This is a genomic window from Ancylomarina sp. 16SWW S1-10-2, assembly GCF_009669305.1.
GTDB lineage: Bacteria > Bacteroidota > Bacteroidia > Bacteroidales > Marinifilaceae > Ancylomarina.
In genome coordinates, this window is the sequence record NZ_SADB01000004.1 from 1 (window position 1) to 24,381 (window position 24,381).

Genomic DNA, 24,381 nt, shown 5'->3' on the forward strand with positions numbered 1-24,381 from the left:
TGATGGAATAACAAATGAAAAAGTACAATGGGTTCAAGATAAACTAAATAATAGGCCTAGAAAGCGTCTAAATTACTTGACTCCAAATGAAAAATATAATTATGTTGTAAATAATCAAAAAGTTGCATTTGCAACTTGAATTCAGGATGATTAAAAAATCGTCAAATCCATATTATCATATTTTTTACTGGATTTTTGTTCTTCTAATTTTAACGCTAGTTTTCGGATTATCATGGGGAAATAATATTGCTGCATTTTTCTTTATAAGTATGCTTTTGCCAATCGTACTTGGCACGTCGTATTTCTTTAATTATTTTCTTGTTCCTCGATATTATCTGCAAAAAAAATATGTTAGGTTTGGCTTATATTCTTTTTATACGGCGATAATATCGATGTATTTGGAGACAATTGTGCTGATGTTTTCTTTTATATATCTTGGTAATTTTAGCTTTAGCAACCTAGGTCCGAATGCCTCAAATACATTTCTGTTGGCCGCTCTACTTTATTTGATGGTATTTATTGGTTCTTTTCTGTTATTGAGTCGGCAGATTAGGGAAAAACAGCAAATTATTCAAGAATTTATGCTTGAAAAAGAAAAGATGAAACAAACCTATCTTGAGATTATTTCCAATCGAAAAACAAGTAAAATTAAGTATGAGGATATCATTTATATTGAAAGTTTATCCGACTATGTAAATATTCATACCAGTAGTGAAGAAATAAAAACGAAAGAAAAAATCAGTAATTTGGAAGATAGATTACCGGAGAATTTTTTACGGATTCATCGTTCTTTTATTATTAATAAAGGAAGACTTAAGCGTTTTTCTTACGACCATATTTTAGTAGATGATATCCAATTAAATATCGGACGGACTTATAGGAAACAAGTTAAAGAATCCTTGGGAGTAAATTAAATTTAGTGCTATACAAAGAAAAAAGCTCATTGTTTCAAGTGAAAGGATGAGCTTCTTTTATATCAATTTAAGGTTCTACTACCATTTTAGTGGAAATACGTCAATTACGGTATGAATTTGATGAAATAGCTCATACCCGTCATCCTGATTCCGATAACCAAAGAAAAATTCCACAATCTTAATCATATCTTATCAAAACATTTTGAGAGTGTTTTGTTAGGCAGAAACCAGTAAATGGCCTCAGAAGGTGATGGGTAAGAATACAAAGAAATCATTAGTAAAACTGGGAAGCTCGGAGGAACGAGGAGATCACCCAGTTGCACTTATGATATCTGAAGTATTTACCCTGAGTCTTATGGAGACTTGATCTTTTGTTTCTTTTGGATTAAGCCAAAAGAAAAATAAAATAAAAGATATAATTTAGTTTTTACGAGATATTGTAGAAGATTAAAACTCGTTTAATATTGAAGAGTTTAAAGAATTTACTTAAATTTCAAACTAATATTCACTATGATATTGTAAGGTCATCCACTAAAATCGTAGTAGAACCCAATTTAATTGTAATTTTTCACACTTACTAGTTATTCAAAGCATGTAAGCCAATACAACTATTTAAAACTCCGAAATCATAATTCTACAACTCATAAACTCCGCTTTCCAAACTTACAAATTCATTTTTCATGGCTTGATGCAGGTTTGTGATTTTCTCAAGAGCATTGTCGCCCATTAGTATTTTTTGACCTGTGAGTATGGCAGGTTTATCTTCAGCTTTTGCTAAAAAGGTGTTAAGAAAATCAATCCCTTTTTGTGTTTCATCTTGCGATGATATTTTCTTGAAACCTAGAGAATCCAAATGCTCTTTCAATTGCTGACTTGTTATCAGGTGGTTATGAGCTGCTTCATCAACCCAAGGAAGTGGGTAGTTTGGTGTATTATCACTCTTTTTAAGTACATCGTAATAGATAAATCGACCACCATTTTTAAGTACTCTTTTGACTTCCGAGTAGAGTTTAACTTTATCCGCTATACACATTTGAACATGCTGTGTAATAATCAAATCAAAATAATCTGAAGGGTAGGGAAGATCAGTTGCATCAGCTTGTTTAAAAAGAGTTTGCTTCTCAAAACCGATCAATTCAGATAGTGAATTTGCCGTTTCGATATTCCGATCAGAATAGTCAATACCATGAACCATGCAATGGTACTTTTCGGCTATCATTCTACAAGTACCGCCCAATCCACAACCCATATCGAGTACCAAAGAATCCTTGTTTAGCTCAATTTGAGAGAAGAGTTCTTCGCTAACAGCTCGACCACGAACGTGAAATTCATCGAAAGCAGAGGTGTGTTTTCGAGTGATATCTGCCTTGGAGATGCTCATTTTATCTAAGGCAGCAAGAATAGCTTGGTATTGATTGGGTTTCATGTTACAAAGAAAGTAAAGAATGCTGATTTTGAATTGATGGTGGCGTAAATTAGTGCTTTTATTCAAGGCAATACTTCAACTATGCTCATCGATAACTGATAACCGAAATCCAAATCTTAATAGTTATAAGTATTTCTATCTCCCATGAATTTTCTTACTTTTAAGTTTTGTAAACAGAAGGAGAGGTTTTGTGACGACCTTTTCATTTTAAAATTAATATTCGATTATGAAGATTATATCCTATAACCTAAATGGCATACGTGCCGCTATAAGTAAAGATTTGGTAGGCTGGTTAAAAGCCGAAAATCCAGACATTTTATGCGTTCAAGAAACCAAAGCTCAGCCTGAGCAAATCGAGTCTCATCTTTTTGAAGAATTAGGCTACCATTGCTACTGGCATTCTGCTGTAAAGAAAGGTTACTCGGGCGTTGGAATCCTAACCAAAGTGAAACCTAACAAGGTTTATATTGGTGTCGATAATGATGAATTTGACGTGGAAGGACGCGCCATTCGTGCCGATTTCGATGGTTTCTCTGTTATGTCAACTTATCATCCATCGGGAACAACAGGAGGTCCTCGTCAGGAATATAAAATGAATTGGTTGAACTATTTCCATAGCTATATTCAGGAATTAAAAAAGGAAATTCCGAACCTAATAATTGCTGGTGACTACAACATTTGTCATAAGCCAATTGATATTAACAAGCCAGAGAAAAAGAAAAATGTATCAGGTTTCCTTCCAGAGGAAAGGGAATGGGTTTCTGAGTTTATAGCTTCAGGATTCATTGATAGTTTTAGAGTATTCGACCAATCACCAGATAAGTATTCGTGGTGGAGCTACAGAGCAGGTTCTCGTGGCAAAAATTTGGGTTGGCGTATCGATTATCATATGGTGAGTGAAAGCCTTCGAGAGAAGCTTACAGGCGCTTCAATCCTTGCCGATATTGTGCATTCTGATCATTGCCCTGTGGTAGTTGAACTAGATGCTTAATAGCTAAGCCAGATTTGTAATCTGGCTTATTGGAGTTGGCGATTTACAATCGCCTTTTGTTATTCCTGAGGGTCTCACTTTTTTGTTGAGGCTTTCAGTAAGAAGTTTGTTTGAGAATTAATCATACTCTGACATATACAGCTTGCTTACAGTCAGAGCATGATGATATTATCCGCAGAAGCAGAGCAAGCTAACCCAGATTTGTAATCTAGGTTTAAGGAGTTAGCGATTTGCAATCGCTCTTTATGAAGATTTACAAGGAGATTACAAATCTCCAACTCGATACCTGCAGATTACAACCGAGTTTACGAGCTCATGAGAGAATCGAATAAATCCGCAGGAGCGAAAGAAGCTAGCCCAGATTTGCAATCTGGGCTTAATGAGTTGGCGATTTACAATCGTTTTAGTACATGAAAAAAGGAGATTAAAAATCTCCAACTTTAAACCTGCAGATTATAAATCTGCAGGAGCGAGGTAGCTAGCCCAGATTTGTAATCTGGGTTTGATGAGTTAGCGATTTGCAATCGCTTTTAGTATATGATAAACGGAGGTTCTAAACCTCCAACTCAATACTCTGCAGGAGAAAATCAAAATAAAAGCCGTCAGAATAGATATTCTGATGGCTTTCTTTGATTTTATCAAGTTCATGAGAATATTGTAAATAAACCTCTATAAGCTTATCATTTTTTTCAATCAGAAACTCGACAAAAAGAATAAATAATACACTAAGTTTGTGCTCGATTTTAGAATTGACCTTTAATAAGTTCAATCAATGTAAATCTGTAACTATTACCTTCATTATTAAGAAACGATTACAATCCTGTCCATATGAAAATCCAATTATCAAAGAAAAAGAAGATTCTAATCTCAATTTTTGCCCTTCTTTTTATTCTGTTTTTCTTCTTATCCTCCCTAGTTAAATACTGGGTGGTGAAAAATAGTGAGGAATTGGTAGGTCGTAAGCTCGAAATTTCGGAATTACATTTTAATTATGCTCAGGTTGCCCTTGGCGTAAAAGGATTCAATCTTTTTGAAGAAGATAAAACAAATACTTTCGTAGCTTTTAATGAACTGCGTGTTAACTTTTCTCCTTGGTATTTATTGGGAGGCGAATATGCCTTTTCAGAAATTTATCTCGATGGTTTAAATGTATCCGTAATTCAAGATAGCTTAGGTTTTAATTTTGATAGTCTGATTCCAGTTCAGGATTCTGTTGTTGAGGAGCCAAGTGAGAAAAAAGACTTGAAATTCTCCATTAAGAATATTCAGTTTAAGAATGGGTCTGTTCGTTATATCGATGAGGTTAAAGAGAATACCATTGCCTTTGAGAAGATGGATTTAAAACTGCCGCTTATCGCATGGAATAATCAGAAATCGGAAATGGGTGTCGACTTTGCCATGGGAGATAAGGGGAGAGTTCAAGTTGCTGCCGATATCGACCATGCTAAGAATGCTTATACGATAGATATCTCTACACAGTCTGTCGATTTGGAACCCATAAGGGTTTATTTGTCTGATTATATTGATATTTCAGCCATTTCGGGACAACTAAATACGACTATTCATTTACTTGGAAGCATTGATAATCCGATGAATTTGATTGTATCTGGACAAACAAATGTTCTTGATTTTGAGATGATTGATAGTGCTGATAAAAAGTTGTTTGCAGCTAAAAAAGTTGATGTTGATCTAGATTCTCTGAATATTGGTACAGAATATTACGAAATTGGAGATATTAAAGTTGACTCACCTGAGATTTACGCTAGTTTAGACAAGGAATCTAGTAATATTGAGCGAGTGATAGCGCCTTACATGAAAGCTGATTCCTTAGCACAAGATACGCTTCAAGTAGAGGTCGATTCTTCAAATATGTTTTATCAGGTTAAAAGTATATCGGTAAATAATGGTTTGGTCAACTTTAGGGATAACACCTTAAATCGACCTTTTGTTTACGATTTGTCAAATATCACTTTCAAGATGGGTATGCTTTCCGAAAAGGTAGATTCAATACCTCTATCTTATTCGATGAATCTGCACGGAGCAGGCCGTTCGGAAGGAGAGGGAACATTTAGTTTAAAAGATCTTTCATCGGTAAACTTTAAGAATAAGCTTGAAAATCTAGATATGATGAGCTTTTCACCCTACACCGAGTTTTATATTGCTCGTCCTATTACGCAAGGCGGATTCAATTATAATACCAATCTTGCAATGTCTGCTACTCAGCTTAAGAATGAGAATCATATTCATATTTCGGAATTGGATTTTGGTAATAAAACCAAGGATAAGAATACGTTTAAAGCACCAGTTCGATTGGCTTTATATCTACTAAAGGATAAAGATGATCAGATTGAGTTTGATTTACCTGTATCGGGTAATCCTGAAGATCCTGATTTTAGAGTCGGCAAGATAGTTTGGAAAACCTTATTGAAATTTCTGATTAAAACAGCGAGTCAACCTTTTAATATTCTAGGAAACTTAGCTGGAGGTGATCCTGAAAGTATCAAAAGTATACCTTTTCAGCTACTACAAGATAGTTTGGATGCAACGCAGAAGAAGAATTTGAGGCAGATTGCAACTATTTTAACCAAGAAAGATGAGTTAAGTTTTTCATTTATTCAGGAAACGAACTTGAAAAACGAAAAAGAATTGTTGGCTCTCAAGAATTCAATAAAAACTTACTGTACAGCTCAAGGTATTGCGTCTCCCAATCTTTCCAATGATAAATTAAAAAGTTGGGCGATCTCAAATTCTGATTTCATGGCTTATATAAACCCTAATTCTGAAGAGGAAATCAGTTTATCTTCTCTTTGTAGTAAGAAGGTTGGAAGGTTAAAGGTCGATTCCATGTTTATGAATTTGCTTCAAACTCGAAACACGGTTTTGAATATTTTTATGAAGGATAGTTTGGCTTTGGATGAGGCATCTTTTAAAGTGAAAACAGCCGATTTGAGAAACATGCCTGAGCAACTTAAGTCGCCTAATTATAGAGTCGAAGTTTCTTTGAAGTAGACAAATAGAAAACCCCAGATGGGTTGTCTGGGGTTTAAAAGCTTAGTTGTAAGTGATTCAGAAATACAATTAAAGCTTAATGGAATGTCTCATAAACCTTTTTGTAGTTTAATCGACATGATAAGTATTTGCTTGACTTATCGTCAGATGCAAGCGACTGATTATATGAATTGTATAAAAGTATCAGTGTGCAAAGATATTCTAATTGATGACTTTATAAAATGCTGTGAAATCGTGAGTTAGTTTTAAAGCCTTTTTTTTATAAGTAAATAGGATGAATATCATGTAATTCACGTTAAACGGCTAGTATATAATCTATATATATAGATTCTGAATTGATGAAAGTGCCATATTTTTACAGTAAGTTATATAATATGATGAATATTAATTTGAATCAACTTGTATTGGATTGTTGTTTTTTATCCAAATATTTGTGATCTAAATAATATGATAAGAGATTAGAAATCGAACAATATCAACCTCAATATTTTGATGCTGATCAGAGGAATATAACCAAAGAAAAAGATTAAATTTGTCAGAATGTGATCTGAAAAGCTAGTTTTGGAGTTGATTTTTAATGTTTTGATTAGCTAGTAATTCACTCGCCTTTAGTAATTTCAATATATACATATCGATGTCTAAATTTACACACCTACACGTTCACTCTCAATATTCCATTCTCGACGGCGCTTCAAAAATTAAGCGGATGATCGATAAAGTTAAGGAAGACGGCATGTCTGCTATTGCTTTAACTGATCATGGAAATATGTTCGGAATAAAGGAACTGCATTCTGTAGCTACTTCAAATGGTATTAAACCGATATTGGGTATTGAAGCATATGTTGCTCGTCGTACGCGTTTCGATAAAAAAGAGAGACAAGATAGATCGGGATATCATCTGATTATTCTAGCCAAAAACAAGGTGGGATATCATAATTTAATGCGTTTAGCTTCTGCTGGATATGTTGATGGCTTTTATTATAAACCGCGTATTGACAGGGAATTGTTGGAAAAATATCACGAAGGTTTGATTATTTCAACAGCTTGCTTGGGTGGTGAAGTTCCACAGCTTATTATGAAAGAGCGATGGACTGAATTGGACGAGACTATAGATTGGTATAAAAAAATATTTGGAGAGGATTATTATTTGGAGGTGATGCGTCACAAAACCAACGATCCTGTAAAGAATGCTGATATTTATGACAATCAGGAATTGTGCAATAAGAAGATTTTAGAGCTTTCTAAAAAGCATAATGTGAAGGTTATTGCGACCAACGATTCTCACTTTTTGAACGAAGAAGATGCTGATGCGCATGACCTGCTTATATGTTTGAATACAGGTAAAGATCTTGATGATCCAACTCGTATGCGCTACACTAAGCAAGAGTTTTTGAAAACAACAGCTCAAATGAGCGAGCTTTTTGCTGATATACCTGAAGCTATTTCAAATACTCAAGAAATTGCCGATAAGGTTGAGAATTATGAGCTGAATATGTCTCCATTAATGCCCGATTTTCCATTGCCAGAAGGTTTTGATGATGCTGATGAGTATTTGCGTCATTTGTCCTACGAAGGTGCTTATGAACGATGGGGAAAAGATTTACCTGCGAGTTATATAGAGCGTTTAGATTTCGAGCTTGATACGATTAAGAAAATGGGTTTCCCAGGTTATTTCTTGATTACTTGGGATTTTATTAAAGCCGCCCGAGATATGGGAGTGGTTGTTGGACCTGGCCGTGGTTCGGCTGCTGGTTCGGTTGTTGCCTACAGTATTAAAATTACCAATATAGACCCAATTAAATACGATTTGCTTTTTGAGCGTTTTTTGAATCCAGATCGTATTTCAATGCCCGATATTGATATTGACTTTGATGATGATGGTCGTCAGCAAGTTATGGATTGGGTAACTAAAAAATATGGACACGATAGAGTATCACACATTGTCACCTTTGGAACCATGGCCGCCAAATCATCTATTAAGGATGTGGCGCGTGTGCTTCATTTACCACTATCTGAGTCAAACCGCTTGGCTAAGCTGGTTCCTGATGGTCCAAAAATGAGTTTAGCAAAAGCTTTTAAAGAGGTTCCAGAACTAAATGATGAAAGAACATCGGATGATCAATTAGTTGCTCAAACACTTGGTTTTGCTGAGAATCTTGAAGGTTCTGTCCGCCAAACGGGAGTACATGCCTGCGGTGTTTTAATTGGTCGTGACGACCTAACTGAGCATATTCCTGTTATGCAAGTAAAAGGGATAAATTTACTTGTTACCCAATACGACGGTCGGTTTGTTGAGGATGTAGGCATGCTTAAGATGGACTTTTTGGGACTGAAGACTTTGTCTATTATTAAGGATGCGCTTGCCAATGTGAAGCTATCCAAGGGTATTGATCTTGATATTGATACGATTCCAATTGATGATGAGCTAACTTTCGAGCTATTTTCTCATGGTGAAACAACAGGTATTTTTCAGTTTGAATCACCTGGAATGAAAAAGCACTTGAAAGGTTTGAAACCTAACCGTTTTGAAGATCTTGTGGCAATGAATGCGCTTTATCGTCCAGGACCAATGCAGTATATTCCCAATTTTATAAATCGTAAGCATGGTATCGAAGAGATTGTCTATGATCATCCTATCATGGAAGAATATCTGAAGGATACCTATGGAATTACCGTTTATCAGGAGCAAGTAATGCTTCAGTCGAGAGCATTGGGAGGATTTACGCGTGGTATGTCTGACTCTTTGCGTAAAGCGATGGGTAAGAAAAAGATAGCTGAAATGGATAAGCTTAAAGTTAAATTTATCGAAGGTTGTTTGGCCAACGATAAATTTATTGAGGGTTTTGACAAGGAAGTTAAGGGGAAAGGAAAGACCTTTAAAATGAGGGTTTCTGAGGATAAAGAGGTGACTCGTAACATTGAGAAACCTGAAGATTTGATTGATAAAATTTGGCTCGATTGGGAGGCATTTGCTCAGTATGCTTTTAATAAATCTCACTCGGTTTGTTATGCTTATATTGCTTATCAAACAGGTTATCTTAAGGCGCATCATCCAGCAGAATTTATGGCAGCGGTACTTAGTCGTAACCTCTCTGATATCGATAAAGTAACCATCTTCATGGATGAGTGTAAGCGTATGCGTTTGCCGGTTTTAGGTCCAGATGTAAATGAATCTTATCTTCGATTTACAGTAAATAAAGAAGGTGCTGTTCGGTTTGGAATGGCTGCAATTAAAGGCGTTGGAGAAGCTGCTGCTGTAGATATTATCAAAGAAAGAGAGAATGGTGACTTCAAGGATATTTTTGATTTTGTAGAACGTGTTAACCTTCGAACAGTTAATAAGCGTACCCTTGAAAATTTAGCCATGTCTGGTGGTTTCGATAGCTTTGAATTTAATCGTAGCCAGTATTTTGCCACCGATGATTTTGATATCAGTTTTATTGAGCTTTTATCCAAATATGGAAACAAGTTACAGGCTGAACATGATATGGCGCAACAAACGCTTTTTGGTGGTGTTGAAGATTATGTGGTTACGCCTCCTAAAGTGCCAAGCTCGGGAGAGTGGAGTAAGCTTGAACGTTTGAATAAGGAGAAAGCTTTGATTGGAATTTACCTTTCTGCACATCCTTTGGACGATTACCGTTTGGAGATTGATTCATTTTGCAATGCTTCTTTTTCGGCATTATCAGCAGATATGATCCAGTTTAAGGATAAGGAAGTTAATGTTGCAGGTATGATTACTGCCATTCGTAGAGGAATTACGAGAACGGGGAATCCTTTTGCAATTGTTAACATTGAAGATTTTACCGATTCGTATGAATTGCCTTTCTTTGGTAAAGATTTTGTGACATTTAATAATTACTTTGTTGAGGGACTTTCAGTTTTTATTAATGGAAGAGTTCAACAGCGAACTTGGCCTAAAGACTCAGTTGAGTTAGAGTATAAAATAAAATCGATAGGCCTTTTATCTGATGTTTTAGAACAAAAAGTAAAGCAAATTACGCTTACAATTCCGTTAATGAGTTTAACTCAAGAACTTGTTAATGAGATGGAGAATTGTTTGACAAATGAAGATAATAAAGGAAAGTTATTACTTAATTTTGTGATAGTAGATGATGGGAAAATGAAGCTTAAAATGTTCTCACGAACATGTAAAGTAAAACTTTCTACTGATTTGATCGAATATTTCAAAAATAATTCTGACATTGAATTTAAAATTAACTAAATTGCATCTTTAAAATCAATATTCTATATAGCTACATATGAGTGTTTGAATTTAAAGTATAGCTGTATATAAACCAAAAAAAATAAAAACCATGACTATTAAAGTAGATGATACTAATTTCGAGGAAATAGTTTTGAAGTCGGATAAACCTGTATTGGTTGACTTTTGGGCAGAGTGGTGTGGACCATGTAGAATGGTTGGACCAATCGTTGATGAATTAGCTCAAGATTTCGATGGCAAATTTGTAGTAACTAAAGTTGATGTTGACGCAAGTCCTGCAACTGCTGCTAAATTTGGTATCCGTAACATTCCTACTATTCTTTTCATTAAAGATGGTGAGATTGTAGATAAACAAGTAGGTGCTGTGCCAAAAACAGCAATAGCTGAAAAAATGAATGCTATACTTTAATAAAAAGTAAGCGTTGTTATCATATTTAAGGCATAGAATTTAATTCTATGCCTTTTTTTTGTCAAATTTGAAGAGTCTACTAGATAACTAACAGTCTATTTTATAGCGCAAGAATGAAACAACTAACAGATTTATTAGAATTTGAAGCATTTGACAACTTGGAGCTCATGGCTAAACAAATTGTTGAGGGTTTCCTTCTTGGATTGCATCGGAGTCCTTATCATGGTTTTTCGGTTGAATTTGCTGAACATCGTTTGTATAACAAAGGTGAATCAACTAAGCATATTGATTGGAAACTGTATGCCAGGAGCGATAAGCTTTTTGTAAAACAGTTCGAGGAAGAAACCAATCTTAGAGCTCATCTGGTTATCGATACTTCATCATCTATGCTTTTCCCTTATCAGGACAAGAAAGTGTCTAAAATGGCGTTTTCGGTGCTTTGTTCGGCGGCATTAATTCACTTGTTACGTCATCAACGCGATGCCGTTGGTTTATCTACTTTTTCTGATGAAATAGAACTTTTAACACCGGCTAAACTATCTGTAACTCATGCGCAACATTTGTATGCCGAGCTTTTAAAAATATATAATAAGGAAGATCTGGGACTAAATAAAGCAACTCGATTTTCTGCGAATTTACATTATCTAGCCGACGTTATTCATAAGCGTTCTTTAGTTGTTATTTTTTCTGATTTAATGGGAGATGATAGTCCACAGGAAATACTTGAAGCACTTCAGCATTTACGCTATAATAAACACGAAGTTGTTTTGTTTGCAGTTACTGACCATGATTTAGAAAACCAATTTAATTTTGCCAATCGTCCATCTAAATTTATTGATATGGAAACGGGGGAGAGTCTTAAATTGAATCCTTCAGAGGTTCGAGAAGCTTTCTCCAAAAAGCAAGAGCTGTTTTATGATGAAATGAAACTCTTATGTAGTCAATTTGCGATTGATTTGGTTGAAGCAGATATACGAAAACCCTTTAAGGATGTTTTACAAGCTTACCTGATTAAACGTAAAAAACTAGGTTGATCTATACGAAGTAGATAGTTTATTTTAGATAGAAATTTGTATTCTTTACAAGCTATTCTGAAAAAAACATTTTATTTTTGCAGCTTGACTGTCAACACCTAAAGCTTTTCTTCTTTATAGATAAAAGAGGAATTATAAACCATAGAATAAAGAATTCCTATGCAAATAGAATCTCGTGATATCCTTTTTGTTATCAATCCAAACTCTGGAACTCAAAAACCTGAAACCATTATTAATGGAATTAAGAAAAGTGGTCATGATATCGATTATATCCTAACTCAAAATCTTAAAGAGTTTGATGAGTTGTGGGTAAGTAAGGTTATTGATTATAAGGTTGTTGTAATTTGTGGCGGTGATGGAAGTGTCAATTGTACTTTAAAGCATCTTGTTGCAAATAAAGATATCATTTTTGCAGTTCTTCCCAATGGATCTGGAAATGGTTTTGCTCGGGAATTAGGTTTTACTGCTGACTTAGGTAATCTAATTTCGAATATTTTGCGAGGCGAAATTCGCAAGGTCGATTTGGCTAAAATTAATGATGATTATTCGATAAATGTTGCAGGCTTAGGCTTCGATAGTTATGTGGCTTCACTTTTTGAAGGAAGTAAATTTCGGGGACTTAAAAAGTATATCTATTGCACCATAAAAGGCCTTTTCTCTTTTAAACCAATTTCGGTCGAGATCTTTCTTGGACAAGTTAAACTTACTGGTAAATTTTGGGGTGTTTATCTTGCTAATACTAGGCAATTTGGCAATAATGCCATTATTGCGCCTGAAGCGAAATACGATGATGGTTTACTTGAAATTGTATTGATGAAGAAATATCCACTATTGCTCGCACCATTTGTGGTTTATAAAATGTTTACGGGCAAGTTTAAGAACTCCAAATATATGACATATTTGAGAGCTAGCGAGATGATTATTAAATCTAATTCGAAGACTTATCATGTAGATGGTGAACCCCGATTAATGACAGAAGATTTAAATATTACACTTGAGAAGCAAAGCGTTAAAGTGATTAAAATGAATTAGGTAAAACTGACATTATAGAACAAGCCCTTAACTTGATTGAAGTTAAGGGCTTGTTTATTTTTCGACTGATCAGCGATCCAAAATTATTTTCTAATAATTTCAACACCCCAATCCGATCCTATTTTTATAATACTAGATGCTTCAACTTTAGCCATTTCTTCTTGGCGATATTCGACCACATAATCAACAGCGTCTATAATATCCTGACTAATTTCCATGAAGTTTTGCGCAGGAGCATCACCACTAATATTTGCAGAAGTGGAAACGATAGGTTTTTTAAAACGTTGAATTAGTTGTTGAGTAAATGCTTCGTTTGTGATTCGAATTCCAATACTACCATCAGAATTAATCAGGTTACTAGCCAAGTTTTTGGCTCCTGAATAAATAATAGTTGTTGGTTTATCGGTAACTTCTATTAAGTCTAAAGCAACCTCAGGCACATCATCAACATACGAGCTAATACGGTTTGGATTCTCCATAAGAACTAACATCGATTTTGAATCTTTGCGTTGCTTTATCTCATAAACACGTTTTACAGCTTCTACATTTGTTGCATCACAACCAATACCCCAGATCGTATCTGTCGGATAAAGTATGATTCCCCCATTTTTAAGAACCTCTAAAGCTTTTTTTATATCATTATGCATAATAATGTTTTAGGTACTAATTATATTCCACGCAGAGAACGCAAAGAGTAAATCGCAAAATCCGCAAAGGAACTTTTTCAGAACTCATAAATATTTCATGCATTTAAAGGACTTGTAAATGATCTAGTCACTTAAGTCACTTTTAACTTTAAGTACTTATTTGTTAAACAGCAACGTTATATTCTCGAAGAGCATCGTTCAACGAAGTTTTAAGATTAGTAGAAGCTTTACGCTTACCAATGATTAATGCACAAGGAACTTGATATTCGCCAGCAGGGAATTTTTTAGTTCTTGTACCTGGAATAACTACCGAACGAGCAGGAATATATCCATCATATTCTACAGGTTCTACACCAGTTACATCAATAATACGAGTTGATTTTGTAAGAACCACATTGGCTCCAAGTACAACTTCTTTTTCAAGGTGTACACCTTCAACTACGATACAACGAGATCCGATAAAGCAGTTATCTTCAATAATTACTGGAGCGGCTTGAATTGGTTCTAAAACACCACCAATACCAACGCCACCACTAAGGTGAACATGTTTGCCAATTTGAGCACATGACCCAACGGTAGCCCAAGTATCAACCATAGTTCCTTCGTCAACGTGAGCCCCAATGTTTACGTAAGATGGCATCATGACTACATCGCGAGCAAGAAAAGCACCGTAACGAGCAATTGCATGAGGAACCACGCGAACACCTAGTTCGGCATAGTTCGTTTTAAGAGCCATTTTATCGTGAAACTCGAAAGGACCAACTTCAACGGTTTCCATTTTACGGATAGGAAAATAAAGAATAACGGCCTTTTTAACCCACTCATTTACTTGCCATCCGTTTTCAGTAGGTTCTGCTGTTCTAAGAGTTCCTTTATCAAGTAATTCAATTACTTCGTTGATATTAGCTTGAACATCGCTGCTTTTTAAAAGACTTCTATCATCCCAAGCTGCCTCAATGCTTTGCTTTAAATTTGTGTACATATTATTCTTTTTTTTATTTCTTAGACTCGATGATAATTTTCATTGTAATACTTGGTTTTGTACTACATTAAAGTCCAAGAGATTGTATGAATTTTGATTAATTTCAACAAAGCTAAGAAAGAGTTTTGATTTATTGAATTTTTCAAAGCTAGTGTGTTGTTAAATTTAGCTAAAGTTTACACTTATTGGTGTAGATCGATTTTAGTTAAAGTTTTCTACAAACTGATGAATGTGCTTATCAAACTGATCTTTCGTTTTGTGAAGGAATTCTATTTGTAGAGGAATATAAGCCATATTCTTTTTTAATATATCAGATTCAATTTTCATATCGATAAATCGGATGGCATCTTTTTCTGTTGTGATAATAAGCTTATTATCAGTCTTTAGATTATTAAATTCTCTTTCTATTTGATGGATATCCTTGTCCTTAAATGTGTAGTGATCAGGAAATTGAATTTCGTTTAAGTCACTACAATAAGCACTTAAATACTTTCTTAGAGGAGTTGGATTAGCAATTCCTGTTACAAGAAGAATGCCTAGAGATTCCTTTTTTGCCTCATTTAACTGTGCTAATTCGATGCTTGTCTTAAAAACAGGCTCAATAGGAGCATAATCAAGACAAGTAAAGTACAGTTCTTGATGAGCTTGAGGCTTGATATCCTTTTTTAGTTCATCAGCTTTAGACTGGCTTAAATCTTTTGGACACTTACTCATGATAATTATATCAGCTCTCTTTTTCCCAGAAGTACTTTCTCTCAGTCGCCCCGTTGGCATCACAAAATCATGAGATATGGGTCTGTTATAATCAATTAATAGAATCGATAAACCTGGTTTGATATATCGGTGTTGGAAGGCATCGTCAAGAAGAATACAATCTAGTTTTAATTCATTATTATTAGTAATTAATTGCTGAACACCATTTACTCTATCAGCGTCAACAGCTACATTTAACTTTGGGAATTTTCTATTCATCTGCATGGGTTCATCACCCAAATCCAATGAGTTCGAATGTTTATCAGCCAATATAAAACCTTTCGATTTTCGTTTGTAACCTCTACTTAAACTAGCTAGCTTGTATTTCCCTTGTAAAATACGAATCAGATACTCAGTGTGTGGTGTTTTACCTGTTCCTCCAACTGAAATATTTCCAACTGAAATAATTGGAAGGTCAAAAGAGCTTGATTTTAAGAAGCCCCAATCGAACATTAAATTTCGAACTGAAAGGACACTTGCGTAGATAAGGGTGAAAGGTATTAGCAAAAATTTAAGAAAAGACAGAAGGCTGCGCATAGATTAATTATCAGAATTAATTTGGTCTAAAATTAATTATTTCTTTCTAAAAATAAACTTAACCACTATAAAGTAGCAAAGCGATGAAAAGAATTCATCGCTTTTTAACCACTAACCATTATTAACTTCAGAACAAGATAGGAGTTAATAAATACTAACCCAATAAACTAGACTTAAAGCTAATTCAGGATAAAATATAGGTATAAATATTTAATAATAAAAATGTAAGAATCTGTAAATTGGACTTTTATGATTTGCTTTTTGACTTTGTAGTTTCTGAACCCGTTAAGAATAAGACTGTAGCGCCAATTTAATTAATTTCAAAATTATGTTATTTTTATGTTTGGTTTGATTCACGATGTAGGTTTATTATTAATTAGTTTTTGTTAACTATTAGTTCTCATATGTTACTTGCATTAATAATTGTTAATAAAGTCTCAAGCTTAAATCATATTTCCTATCTTTGGCTTACAGTATACTCTAATGCTGTAGGATTAGGTGTTTAAGATCAATTGCAGACAGACCTAAATCCTAAATTTTAAGAAATCTATAAATTCAAATTTCGAAATATGAGGATATTTAAGAAGAAGGGGATCCTATTAACATTGGCAGCACTATTATTAAGTAGTGTTTTGTTTTTTGGATTTAACAGAGACGAAAAGAATTTCGAAATCAGTAAGAATCTAAACATATATCATACGCTTTTTAGAGAGCTAAATTTGTTTTATGTTGATGAAATAGACGCTGGCGATTTAATTAAGAAAAGTATGGATGCCATGTTGGCTTCTCTTGATCCGTACACAACTTATATTCCTGAATCTGAAATGGAAGATTTTAAGTTGATGACAACTGGTGAGTATGCTGGTATTGGCTCATTAATTAGTAAACATGGTGATGATATTATTATTGCAGAACCTTATAAAGATCTTCCTGCAGATAAAGCGGGTTTAAAAGCTGGTGATGTATTTGTTGAAATTAATGGTATTAAAATAAAGGGAAAAAGTTCTAGTGATGTGAGTAACCTTTTAAAAGGACAAGCAAATAAACCGCTTACCATTAAAATTCATCGTCCAGGAGTAGATAAAATCATTGAGAAAGAGGTTGTTCGTGAACAAATACAATTAAAATCGGTACCCTATCACGGTATGCTTGATGATTCAGTAGGTTATATTAACCTAAATCAATTTACCAATAAAGCTGCAGGTGAAGTCAGAAATGCTTTACGTGAACTTGAGGAAAAAAATGCAAAATCTATAATTCTCGACCTAAGAAATAATCCTGGTGGTTTGCTTGATCAAGCAATTGATATTGTGAATTTATTTGTAAAAAAAGGTGAAACTATTGTGAGTACTAAGGGGAAAGTTAGTCAATGGGATAAAACTTATATGGCTGAAAAAGTACCTGTTGATACTGAAATTCCGATTGCTGTTCTTGTAAATAGAGGTTCAGCTTCAGCTTCAGAAATTGTTTCGGGTGCTATTCAGGATTTGGATAGAGGAGTTGTTGTTGGTCAGCGTACTTTTGGAAAAGGTCTTGTGCAAACAACTCGTAATCTTAGCTATAACTCTAAGTTAAAAGTAACTACAGCAAAATATTATATTCCTAGTGGAAGATGTATTCAAGCCTTAGACTACACCCATCGTAATGAGGATGGTAGTGTTGGGAAAGTACCTGATAGTTTAATTAGTAAGTTTAATACAAAGAATGGACGTGAAGTTTTTGATGGTGGAGGTATTCTTCCTGATGTGAAAGTTGAAATGGAGTATTTTAGTAGTTTGTCTGTGGGACTTATTCGAAAACAGGAGATATTTGATTACGCTACACTTTATGCCAATAAACATGCTGAAATAGCAGATGCAAAATCTTTTGAATTATCTGACGCGGATTATGAGGATTTTAAGCAATTTTTAAAGACAGAGAAGTTTGATTATGAATCTGAGAGTACTGAAATTTTGGAAGCACTGAAGAAAGCTGCAAAAGAAGAGAAGTATTATTCCATTGCGAAGGATGAATTTGATAATATAACAGCTAAGTTAACACCAAACTTAGATCGTGATCTAAAGATGTTCGATAAGGAAATTAAGACGCTTTTAACCCACGAAATTGTAAAACGTTATCAATATCAAATAGGTGGTATATTATATGCTCTTCGTGATGATAAGGTGCTTAAGGAAGCTGTTTCTACACTTAAAAATCAAAAGGAATATAATAAGATTTTGAAGAAGTAGATTTGAAAATTAGATATAAAAAAAGACCTGCAATTTGCAGGTCTTTTTTAGTATATGATAGTTTTGTTCTTCTTATAGTTTTGAACCAAAAGCTAAATCTCCAGCGTCACCACAACCAGGAATGATATATGATTTAGAGTTTAACTTAGGATCTACAACACCCATCCAAAGTGTGATGTTTTCACCATTAAGTTTTTCTTTTACCAATTCAACACCTTCTTTACTAGCAATAACAGAAACAATGTGAACATGCTTTGGTGTTCCTTTTGTGAGCATAGCCTTGTAAGCTAACTCCATTGATGAACCTGTGGCTAGCATTGGATCAGCCAAAATAACAATTTTTCCATCGATAGAAGGAGAGGCAATGTATTCGAACTTAATTTCGAACTCCCCAGCTTCATTAAAATTTCTATAAGCAGATATGAAAGCATTTTCAGAACGATCAAAGTAGCTTAATAAACCATTGTGTAATGGTAATCCTGCTCTAAGAATCGAAGCAACTACAATCTCATCTTTAGGTAGATTGGTTGTTGCAGTTCCAAGTGGAGTTTGAACTTCTTTTTCAGAATAATTTAAGGTCTTGCTGATTTCATAAGCAAAGATTTCACCTACTCTTTCTAGGTTTCTTCTGAATCGTAGAGGATCTTTTTGGATATCTACGTCGCGAATTTCAGCTATAAATTGGTTGAATAGGGAGTTGTTTTCCCCAATAGTGTGCACCATGATCTTGTATTTAAAATTTAGCTGAACGCAAATGTAGGCATATCTATAGAATTTTTCTCTATCTCATTCATCTGTTTTTTAGCTGCTTTTGATATTTTAAATTTCTCAAGAAGCTTAAGTGTTTGTTTTTGTGGATAACATAAATATTGTAATTGATTGGTGCTTTGTCTGTAGATTTGTTGTAATAGCTATGTTTGTAGATGTTTTGCTAAGTTTGAGATTGAATGTTTATTAACTTAATGCGATAGGGGATATGCGGATATAAAAAAGAGATGCTAAATAGTAGCACCTCTAATTAATCTCAATTTAAATTGAAAAAATATTTTCACTTAATTATTTTATCGGCTAATTCTTTAAGATTTATGCCTGAAAAATTTCCCGAACTCATTAAAAGAAGATTCGTTTTTGTATAGTTCATTTTCATTAAATCATTGACTAAAATATTAGAATCTGTGTAAACCTTTAGGTTGCTTCCTCCAAATGCTTTTTGAACTTGTTCGGCAGTTATAGCTTTCAATTTTTTGTGTTCAACAGTTTTAGGATTGAAATAAACCATAGCTACATCTGCTAAGGCCATACTGTTATGGTATTCTGGTAGAAATTCTTCCTTTAAACTACTAAAAGTATGAAGCTCCATGCATGCCACTAGTTTTCGGTCAGGAAATTGGTTTTTTACAGCCTTAGTGGTTGCTTCTAGTTTCGAAGGTGAGTGTGCAAAGTCCTGATATACGATTGTTTGTTCGTTTTGAGCTAAGGTTTGTAGGCGTTTGGCTGCGCCTCCAAAACTCCTAATTGTACTATAGAATTGTTCGTCACTTAAACCTAATTCTTTACAAATTAGATGAGCTCCCTGCAGATTTTGAAGATTGTGTTCTCCAAAAATATTCAGTTCGATATCACCTTCTTTAGTTATCAATGAACTGATGCCATTCTTCACCTTACTCGGATGTGACTTGTAAGGTAAATACTTAATGTCATTTCGTTTATTTTCAACCATCTTAGCAATATGCTCATCTTTCTCAAAATAAATGAGGCTCCCTTGAGGTTTAATATAGCCAATGAACTTTTCAAACTGGCTTAAATAATTTTCGAAAGTTGGAAATACGTTAATGTGATCCCATGCAATTCCTGTCAGTAGGGCAATGTGCGGATGATACAAATGAAATTTTGGACGTGGATCGATAGGCGAGGCAAGATATTCATCACCTTCAAATACGGCAATTTTTGCATCATGACTCAGTTTTACCATGGTGTCGAAACCTTCAATTTGAGCTCCAACCATGTAATCAAAGTCAATATTGTTGCTTTTCAAAACATGCATAATCATCGAGGTTGTTGTTGTTTTTCCATGAGAACCACCAATTACAATTCGAGTTTTATCCTTTGTTTGTTCGTATATATATTCTGGGTAAGAGTATATTTTTAGACCCAATTCTTTTGCTTTCAGAAGCTCTGGATTATCAATTCTAGCATGCATACCAAGTATAACTGCATCTATATAAGAGTTTATTTTGTCAGGAAACCAGCCCCATTTTTCAGGTAATAAGCCAAATTGGTCTAGTCGGCTTTTTGAGGGTTCAAATATTTCATCATCCGACCCAGTAACTTGAAATCCTTTTTTATGTAGAGCTAGAGCTAGATTATGCATAGCGGCTCCTCCAATAGCAATAAAATGTACTCTCATTGATTTTATTTTTTTGACATTAATATTTAAAATGATTAATATTAGTGCTTAATTATTTGTAAATCTATTAATTGCTTATTAATAGGGTGTTGGTTTGTGCTAATTATATTGATACTTGAATTTTAAAGGTTTGGTTTTAGCCCCAAATGGTTTTGTTAAACCTTTCTCAAGCATCTTTAAAATAAGAAAAGTTAAATATAATCAAATCCTTTGTGATTGGAGGTATTCTTTTTTCTTTCTTACTTTAAGCCCAATTAGAATAAATGAGAATAAAACAAGAGAAGAAAATGAAGATATATTCGATAGAAACAGGCACGTTTAAATGCGATGGAGGGGCTATGTTCGGTCTTGTACCAAAATTTATGTGGAGTAAAAAATATCCTTCCGATGAAAATAATCTTTGTGATTGTGCTCTAAGAAGTATGTTGGTTGTTGATGGTGATCGTCGCATTTTAATTGACAATGGCGTAGGAGATAAGCTTTCAGAGTCAGAAGTTGGTTATCACAATTATGTTGTTGATACAAGCTTAAAAAATTCATTAAATAGTTTGGGTTTCGATTTTGAGGATATCACTGATGTTATTTTTACGCATCTTCATTTTGATCATTGCGGAGGATCTACTCGATATAAGAATGGATCTAAAGAATTGGAACTTGTTTTTCCTAATGCGACACATTGGGTAAGTAAAACACAATGGGAGAATTATCTGAATCCTAATGTGCGTGAGGGAGATAGTTATTTTCCTGAGAATATGATGCCTGTTTTTGAATCTGGAAAATTAAAGTTTATAGAAGATGATATGCAGCTTTTTCCCAATATAGAAGTTAGGCTGTTTAATGGTCATACCAAAGGTTTAATGGCTGTTTTAGTCCATAATGAAAAAAATACAATCGTTTTTTCAGCCGACTTTATCCCAACCATGGCTAATATGAATATAAAATGGATTGCCGCCTATGATTTGTATCCAACTGTAAGCTTAAAAGAGAAAGAGATATTTCTTAAGGAGGCGGTTGAAAAGCATTACACATTCTTTTTTCAACACGATATTCATAACGAGTGTTGTTCGCTAAAACAAACAGAAAGAGGTGTTAAACCAGACAAAAGTTTTACTTTAAAGAGCTTATTTTAAAAGTTGATATTTAGATTTTTGAATAAATATGATCTATTAAATGGTTTATAATTTAGATTTCCTTTATTCATGTATATTTGTGAAATAATAATTCTGAGAGACATTGCAAAACTATGAAGAGTAACTATTTTGCTGATTTTAATGTGGTTAATGATACACTGACTAACCTTTCTAAATCGTTAGGAAGTAAGTCAATTAGTTATGTACAAAGAGATACAATTAAGGAATCTATTTCTGATGATTCTATAAATGGTAAGCACGAATATATAGGATCTGAGTCCACAGTCGGTGATTCTATGTTTACAATAAATAATGCAATTTTTAATACAGACACTTTGCATCAGGTGGAAGTAAAGCAAGAACCTCGATTTGGTGGAAACGCCATATCTCGATTTCAGAATATAGGCTTTGGTAATGATTGGTTCGTTGGGGTTATTTTGTTTTCATTATTTCTACTCGCATCTGTTAGGTTCCTGTTTGGTAAGTATTTATCAAAACTTGTTGAGTCTATTTTTAATTTTCATACTGCTAATAATCTATTTCTAGAGAGAAATATCAACATAATAAAAGCTTCTTCGACAATAAATGTTTTGTTTGTTGTGAATATTTCTTTGTTTGTAATTAACGTAATGAACCATAATTCAAGGATTTTTAATCAACAGTATGGTTTCAAAGAATTTATTTTTCTTTTGGTAGGGGTATGCTGTCTTTATATTGGAAAGGTTATTGTAATAAGGAGTTTGGGGTATATTTTTAAGGGCGATAATGAGAGTAAAGAGTATCTGTTTACAACTTTTCTTTACAATAAAAACATCGGATTGTTCCTTTTTCCTGTGATTATTGCCATGCCTTTTGTCCAGTCTTTTGCAGTGGTATGGCTTATGTATATTGGTGGTTTCATGATTTCTTTCTTTTATGTTTTAAGATTATTGCGTGGATTGAAAATATTATTCCGCAAACATGTTTCAATATTTTATATGATTTTGTATCTTTGCGCTCTGGAAATATTCCCTTTGCTAATGATTTACAAATTATTGGTAGGGTAGGAAAAATTTAGTGGAAAATAATGTTTTAATTAAAGAATATCGCCTTGAAAATCAAAACAATATTAGTTTCGCAACCGAAGCCCCAAACGGAAAAGTCACCTTATTTCGATTTGGCAGAAAAATACAACCTAAAAATTGATTTTCGCCCTTTCATTCAAGTTGAAGGCATAAGTGCTAAAGAATTCAGACAAGAAAGAATTAACATTCTCGATCATACTGCTGTTATTTTTACCAGTAGAACAGCTATTGATCATTTCTTTAGAATTGCAGAGGAAATGCGTGTTACGATTCCAGATGATATGAAATATTTTTGTATTTCAGAATCAACTGCTTTTTATCTTCAGAAGTACATTGTATACCGTAAGAGAAAAATCTTTTTTGGTGTTAGAGTATTTGAAGACTTAATTGATACTATCGTTAAGCACAAGAAAGAAAAATTTTTATTGCCACTTTCTGATATTCACAAGCAATCAATTCCTGCTTTGTTGAATAAAAGTAATATCAAGTACACTAAGGCTATTTTTTACAAAACAGTATGCAGTGATTTATCTGATTTAGCTGATGTAAATTATGATATCCTTGCTTTTTATAGCCCATCAGGAATCAAATCTTTAATACAGAACTTTCCTGATTTTACTCAGAATAAAACTGTAATTGCTGCTTTTGGTCCTGCAACTTCAAAAGCTGTACTAGATTCTCATCTACGTCTTGATATTCAAGCGCCAATGCCTCAAGCACCATCAATGACTATGGCTTTGGATCAGTATATTAAAGCGTTTAATAAAGAGAACAAGGACAAGTAAAATATTGTATGTCGATTTTTGTAATTATAAAAATCACTTCGAAAGAAATTGGGGAAAGTTGCTTTCCCCTTTTTTGTTACTTTAAATTTATCTTCTGTACTTAGATATTTTAGTAATTTTATGCTCTAAGCAAAAATAATCCATGACCGATTCTTTACGATATAAATTCACAAAAGACGAGCGTCTTTGTCACAGAAAACGAATTAGTAGTTTGTTTGCCGATGGTAATGGTTTTACATGCTATCCTTTTCGTATCGTTTGGAAAAGCACACCTCTAAATGTTGAGTTCCCTGCTCAAGTTGCTATTACGGTTACCAAAAGAAGTTTTAAGCTAGCTGTTACGCGAAACCTTCTGAAGCGAAGAATTCGTGAAATTTACAGATTAAACAAGCATCTGCTTTATAAGGATTTGAATGAAAGAGAGGCTCAAATATCATTTATGATTGTATATTTGCCTAAGACTATTCTGAAAACAGCCGAGATGGATACGAAACTCGTAAAAGCTCTCGAGCGAATTGGAACCGAATATGACAAGTATACTACGAGCATTAAAGAAAGGGATTCTCTTCATCATGATATTACCGATTAGGTTTTATCAGTTGTTTATTTCCCCAATGACACCATCTGCTTGTCGTTACACACCTACATGCTCAACTTATGCCATACAAGCATTAAAGACTCATGGTCCGTTTAAAGGTAGTTATTTAGCCATAAAACGTATTCTATCCTGTAACCCTTGGGGTGGACATGGACACGATCCTGTACCAAAAAAATGATCTGTTTTCCCCGTGTTTTTTATCGATAAAAA

The 24,381-nt window shown here is 34.0% G+C and carries 19 protein-coding genes; 13 read left to right on the top strand and 6 right to left on the bottom strand.

The window, feature by feature from the left end:
* Positions 1–146 precede the first annotated feature (146 nt).
* On the top strand, positions 147–914 hold the full coding sequence (locus EMN46_RS04005) for a LytTR family DNA-binding domain-containing protein (protein ID WP_154199390.1): 768 nt from the start codon (positions 147–149) through the stop codon (positions 912–914).
* Positions 915–1,548: 634 nt separating this feature from the next.
* Here EMN46_RS04005 and EMN46_RS04010 read toward each other — a convergent pair.
* Positions 1,549–2,340 carry a class I SAM-dependent methyltransferase gene (locus EMN46_RS04010; protein ID WP_154199391.1) on the bottom strand — a complete coding sequence of 264 codons (792 nt, stop codon included), beginning with the start codon at positions 2,338–2,340 and terminating at the stop codon, positions 1,549–1,551.
* A gap of 226 nt (positions 2,341–2,566) precedes the next feature.
* Between EMN46_RS04010 and EMN46_RS04015 the strand changes: the two genes are divergently transcribed.
* The 6 genes from EMN46_RS04015 (at position 2,567) to EMN46_RS04040 (ending at position 13,040) form a co-directional block, all read left to right on the top strand.
* Complete coding sequence (locus EMN46_RS04015) at positions 2,567–3,331, top strand: exodeoxyribonuclease III (protein WP_154199392.1); 765 nt, start codon at positions 2,567–2,569, stop codon at positions 3,329–3,331.
* A gap of 930 nt (positions 3,332–4,261) precedes the next feature.
* Positions 4,262–6,340 (top strand): DUF748 domain-containing protein, encoded by a 2,079-nt coding sequence (locus EMN46_RS04020; protein WP_195715179.1) that lies wholly within the window; start codon positions 4,262–4,264, stop codon positions 6,338–6,340.
* A gap of 634 nt (positions 6,341–6,974) precedes the next feature.
* The gene (locus EMN46_RS04025; RefSeq protein ID WP_154199394.1) at positions 6,975–10,565 is read left to right on the top strand and encodes a DNA polymerase III subunit alpha; all 3,591 of its coding nucleotides are present in this window, start codon (positions 6,975–6,977) and stop codon (positions 10,563–10,565) included.
* 91 nt (positions 10,566–10,656) lie between these two features.
* Entirely contained in the window at positions 10,657–10,974 is a 318-nt protein-coding gene (gene trxA, locus EMN46_RS04030) for a thioredoxin (RefSeq protein ID WP_154199395.1), read from the top strand.
* 113 nt (positions 10,975–11,087) lie between these two features.
* Positions 11,088–12,008, top strand: a complete 921-nt coding sequence (locus tag EMN46_RS04035; protein ID WP_154199396.1) for a DUF58 domain-containing protein — start codon at positions 11,088–11,090, stop codon at positions 12,006–12,008.
* 159 nt (positions 12,009–12,167) lie between these two features.
* The gene (locus tag EMN46_RS04040; protein ID WP_154199397.1) at positions 12,168–13,040 is read left to right on the top strand and encodes a diacylglycerol kinase family protein; all 873 of its coding nucleotides are present in this window, start codon (positions 12,168–12,170) and stop codon (positions 13,038–13,040) included.
* Positions 13,041–13,123: 83 nt separating this feature from the next.
* On the opposite strand, the gene EMN46_RS04045 is transcribed toward EMN46_RS04040, so the two are convergent.
* The 3 genes from EMN46_RS04045 to lpxK form a co-directional block, all read right to left on the bottom strand.
* Positions 13,124–13,687 carry an L-threonylcarbamoyladenylate synthase gene (locus EMN46_RS04045; protein ID WP_154199398.1) on the bottom strand — a complete coding sequence of 188 codons (564 nt, stop codon included), beginning with the start codon at positions 13,685–13,687 and terminating at the stop codon, positions 13,124–13,126.
* A 163-nt stretch (positions 13,688–13,850) separates the two neighbouring features.
* Entirely contained in the window at positions 13,851–14,669 is an 819-nt protein-coding gene (locus EMN46_RS04050; RefSeq protein WP_154199399.1) for a 2,3,4,5-tetrahydropyridine-2,6-dicarboxylate N-succinyltransferase, read from the bottom strand.
* Positions 14,670–14,870: 201 nt separating this feature from the next.
* A complete protein-coding gene (lpxK, locus tag EMN46_RS04055; protein ID WP_154199400.1) occupies positions 14,871–15,959 on the bottom strand; it encodes a tetraacyldisaccharide 4'-kinase in 1,089 nt (362 codons plus the stop codon).
* A gap of 569 nt (positions 15,960–16,528) precedes the next feature.
* Here lpxK and EMN46_RS04060 point away from each other — a divergent pair.
* Complete coding sequence (locus EMN46_RS04060) at positions 16,529–18,187, top strand: S41 family peptidase (RefSeq protein WP_154199401.1); 1,659 nt, start codon at positions 16,529–16,531, stop codon at positions 18,185–18,187.
* 72 nt (positions 18,188–18,259) lie between these two features.
* On the opposite strand, the gene upp is transcribed toward EMN46_RS04060, so the two are convergent.
* Both upp and murC read right to left on the bottom strand, forming a co-directional pair.
* On the bottom strand, positions 18,260–18,910 hold the full coding sequence (gene upp, locus EMN46_RS04065) for a uracil phosphoribosyltransferase (RefSeq protein ID WP_154199402.1): 651 nt from the start codon (positions 18,908–18,910) through the stop codon (positions 18,260–18,262).
* A 325-nt stretch (positions 18,911–19,235) separates the two neighbouring features.
* Entirely contained in the window at positions 19,236–20,594 is a 1,359-nt protein-coding gene (murC, locus tag EMN46_RS04070; RefSeq protein ID WP_154199403.1) for a UDP-N-acetylmuramate--L-alanine ligase, read from the bottom strand.
* A gap of 287 nt (positions 20,595–20,881) precedes the next feature.
* On the opposite strand from murC, the gene EMN46_RS04075 reads away from it, so the two are divergent.
* From EMN46_RS04075 to yidD, 5 genes are all read left to right on the top strand, one after another.
* Positions 20,882–21,724: an MBL fold metallo-hydrolase gene (locus EMN46_RS04075; RefSeq protein WP_195715180.1), complete on the top strand. Its 843-nt coding sequence runs from the start codon at positions 20,882–20,884 to the stop codon at positions 21,722–21,724.
* Positions 21,725–21,837: 113 nt separating this feature from the next.
* Positions 21,838–22,770 carry a DUF4271 domain-containing protein gene (locus EMN46_RS04080; protein ID WP_154199405.1) on the top strand — a complete coding sequence of 311 codons (933 nt, stop codon included), beginning with the start codon at positions 21,838–21,840 and terminating at the stop codon, positions 22,768–22,770.
* A 44-nt stretch (positions 22,771–22,814) separates the two neighbouring features.
* The gene (locus EMN46_RS04085) at positions 22,815–23,573 is read left to right on the top strand and encodes a uroporphyrinogen-III synthase (RefSeq protein ID WP_154199406.1); all 759 of its coding nucleotides are present in this window, start codon (positions 22,815–22,817) and stop codon (positions 23,571–23,573) included.
* Positions 23,574–23,715: 142 nt separating this feature from the next.
* Positions 23,716–24,162 carry a ribonuclease P protein component gene (locus EMN46_RS04090; protein WP_154199407.1) on the top strand — a complete coding sequence of 149 codons (447 nt, stop codon included), beginning with the start codon at positions 23,716–23,718 and terminating at the stop codon, positions 24,160–24,162.
* Positions 24,146–24,349 (top strand): membrane protein insertion efficiency factor YidD, encoded by a 204-nt coding sequence (gene yidD / locus EMN46_RS04095; protein WP_229130269.1) that lies wholly within the window; start codon positions 24,146–24,148, stop codon positions 24,347–24,349. The genes EMN46_RS04090 and yidD overlap by 17 nt, the downstream gene beginning before the upstream one ends.
* The last annotated feature ends 32 nt before the right edge of the window (positions 24,350–24,381 follow it).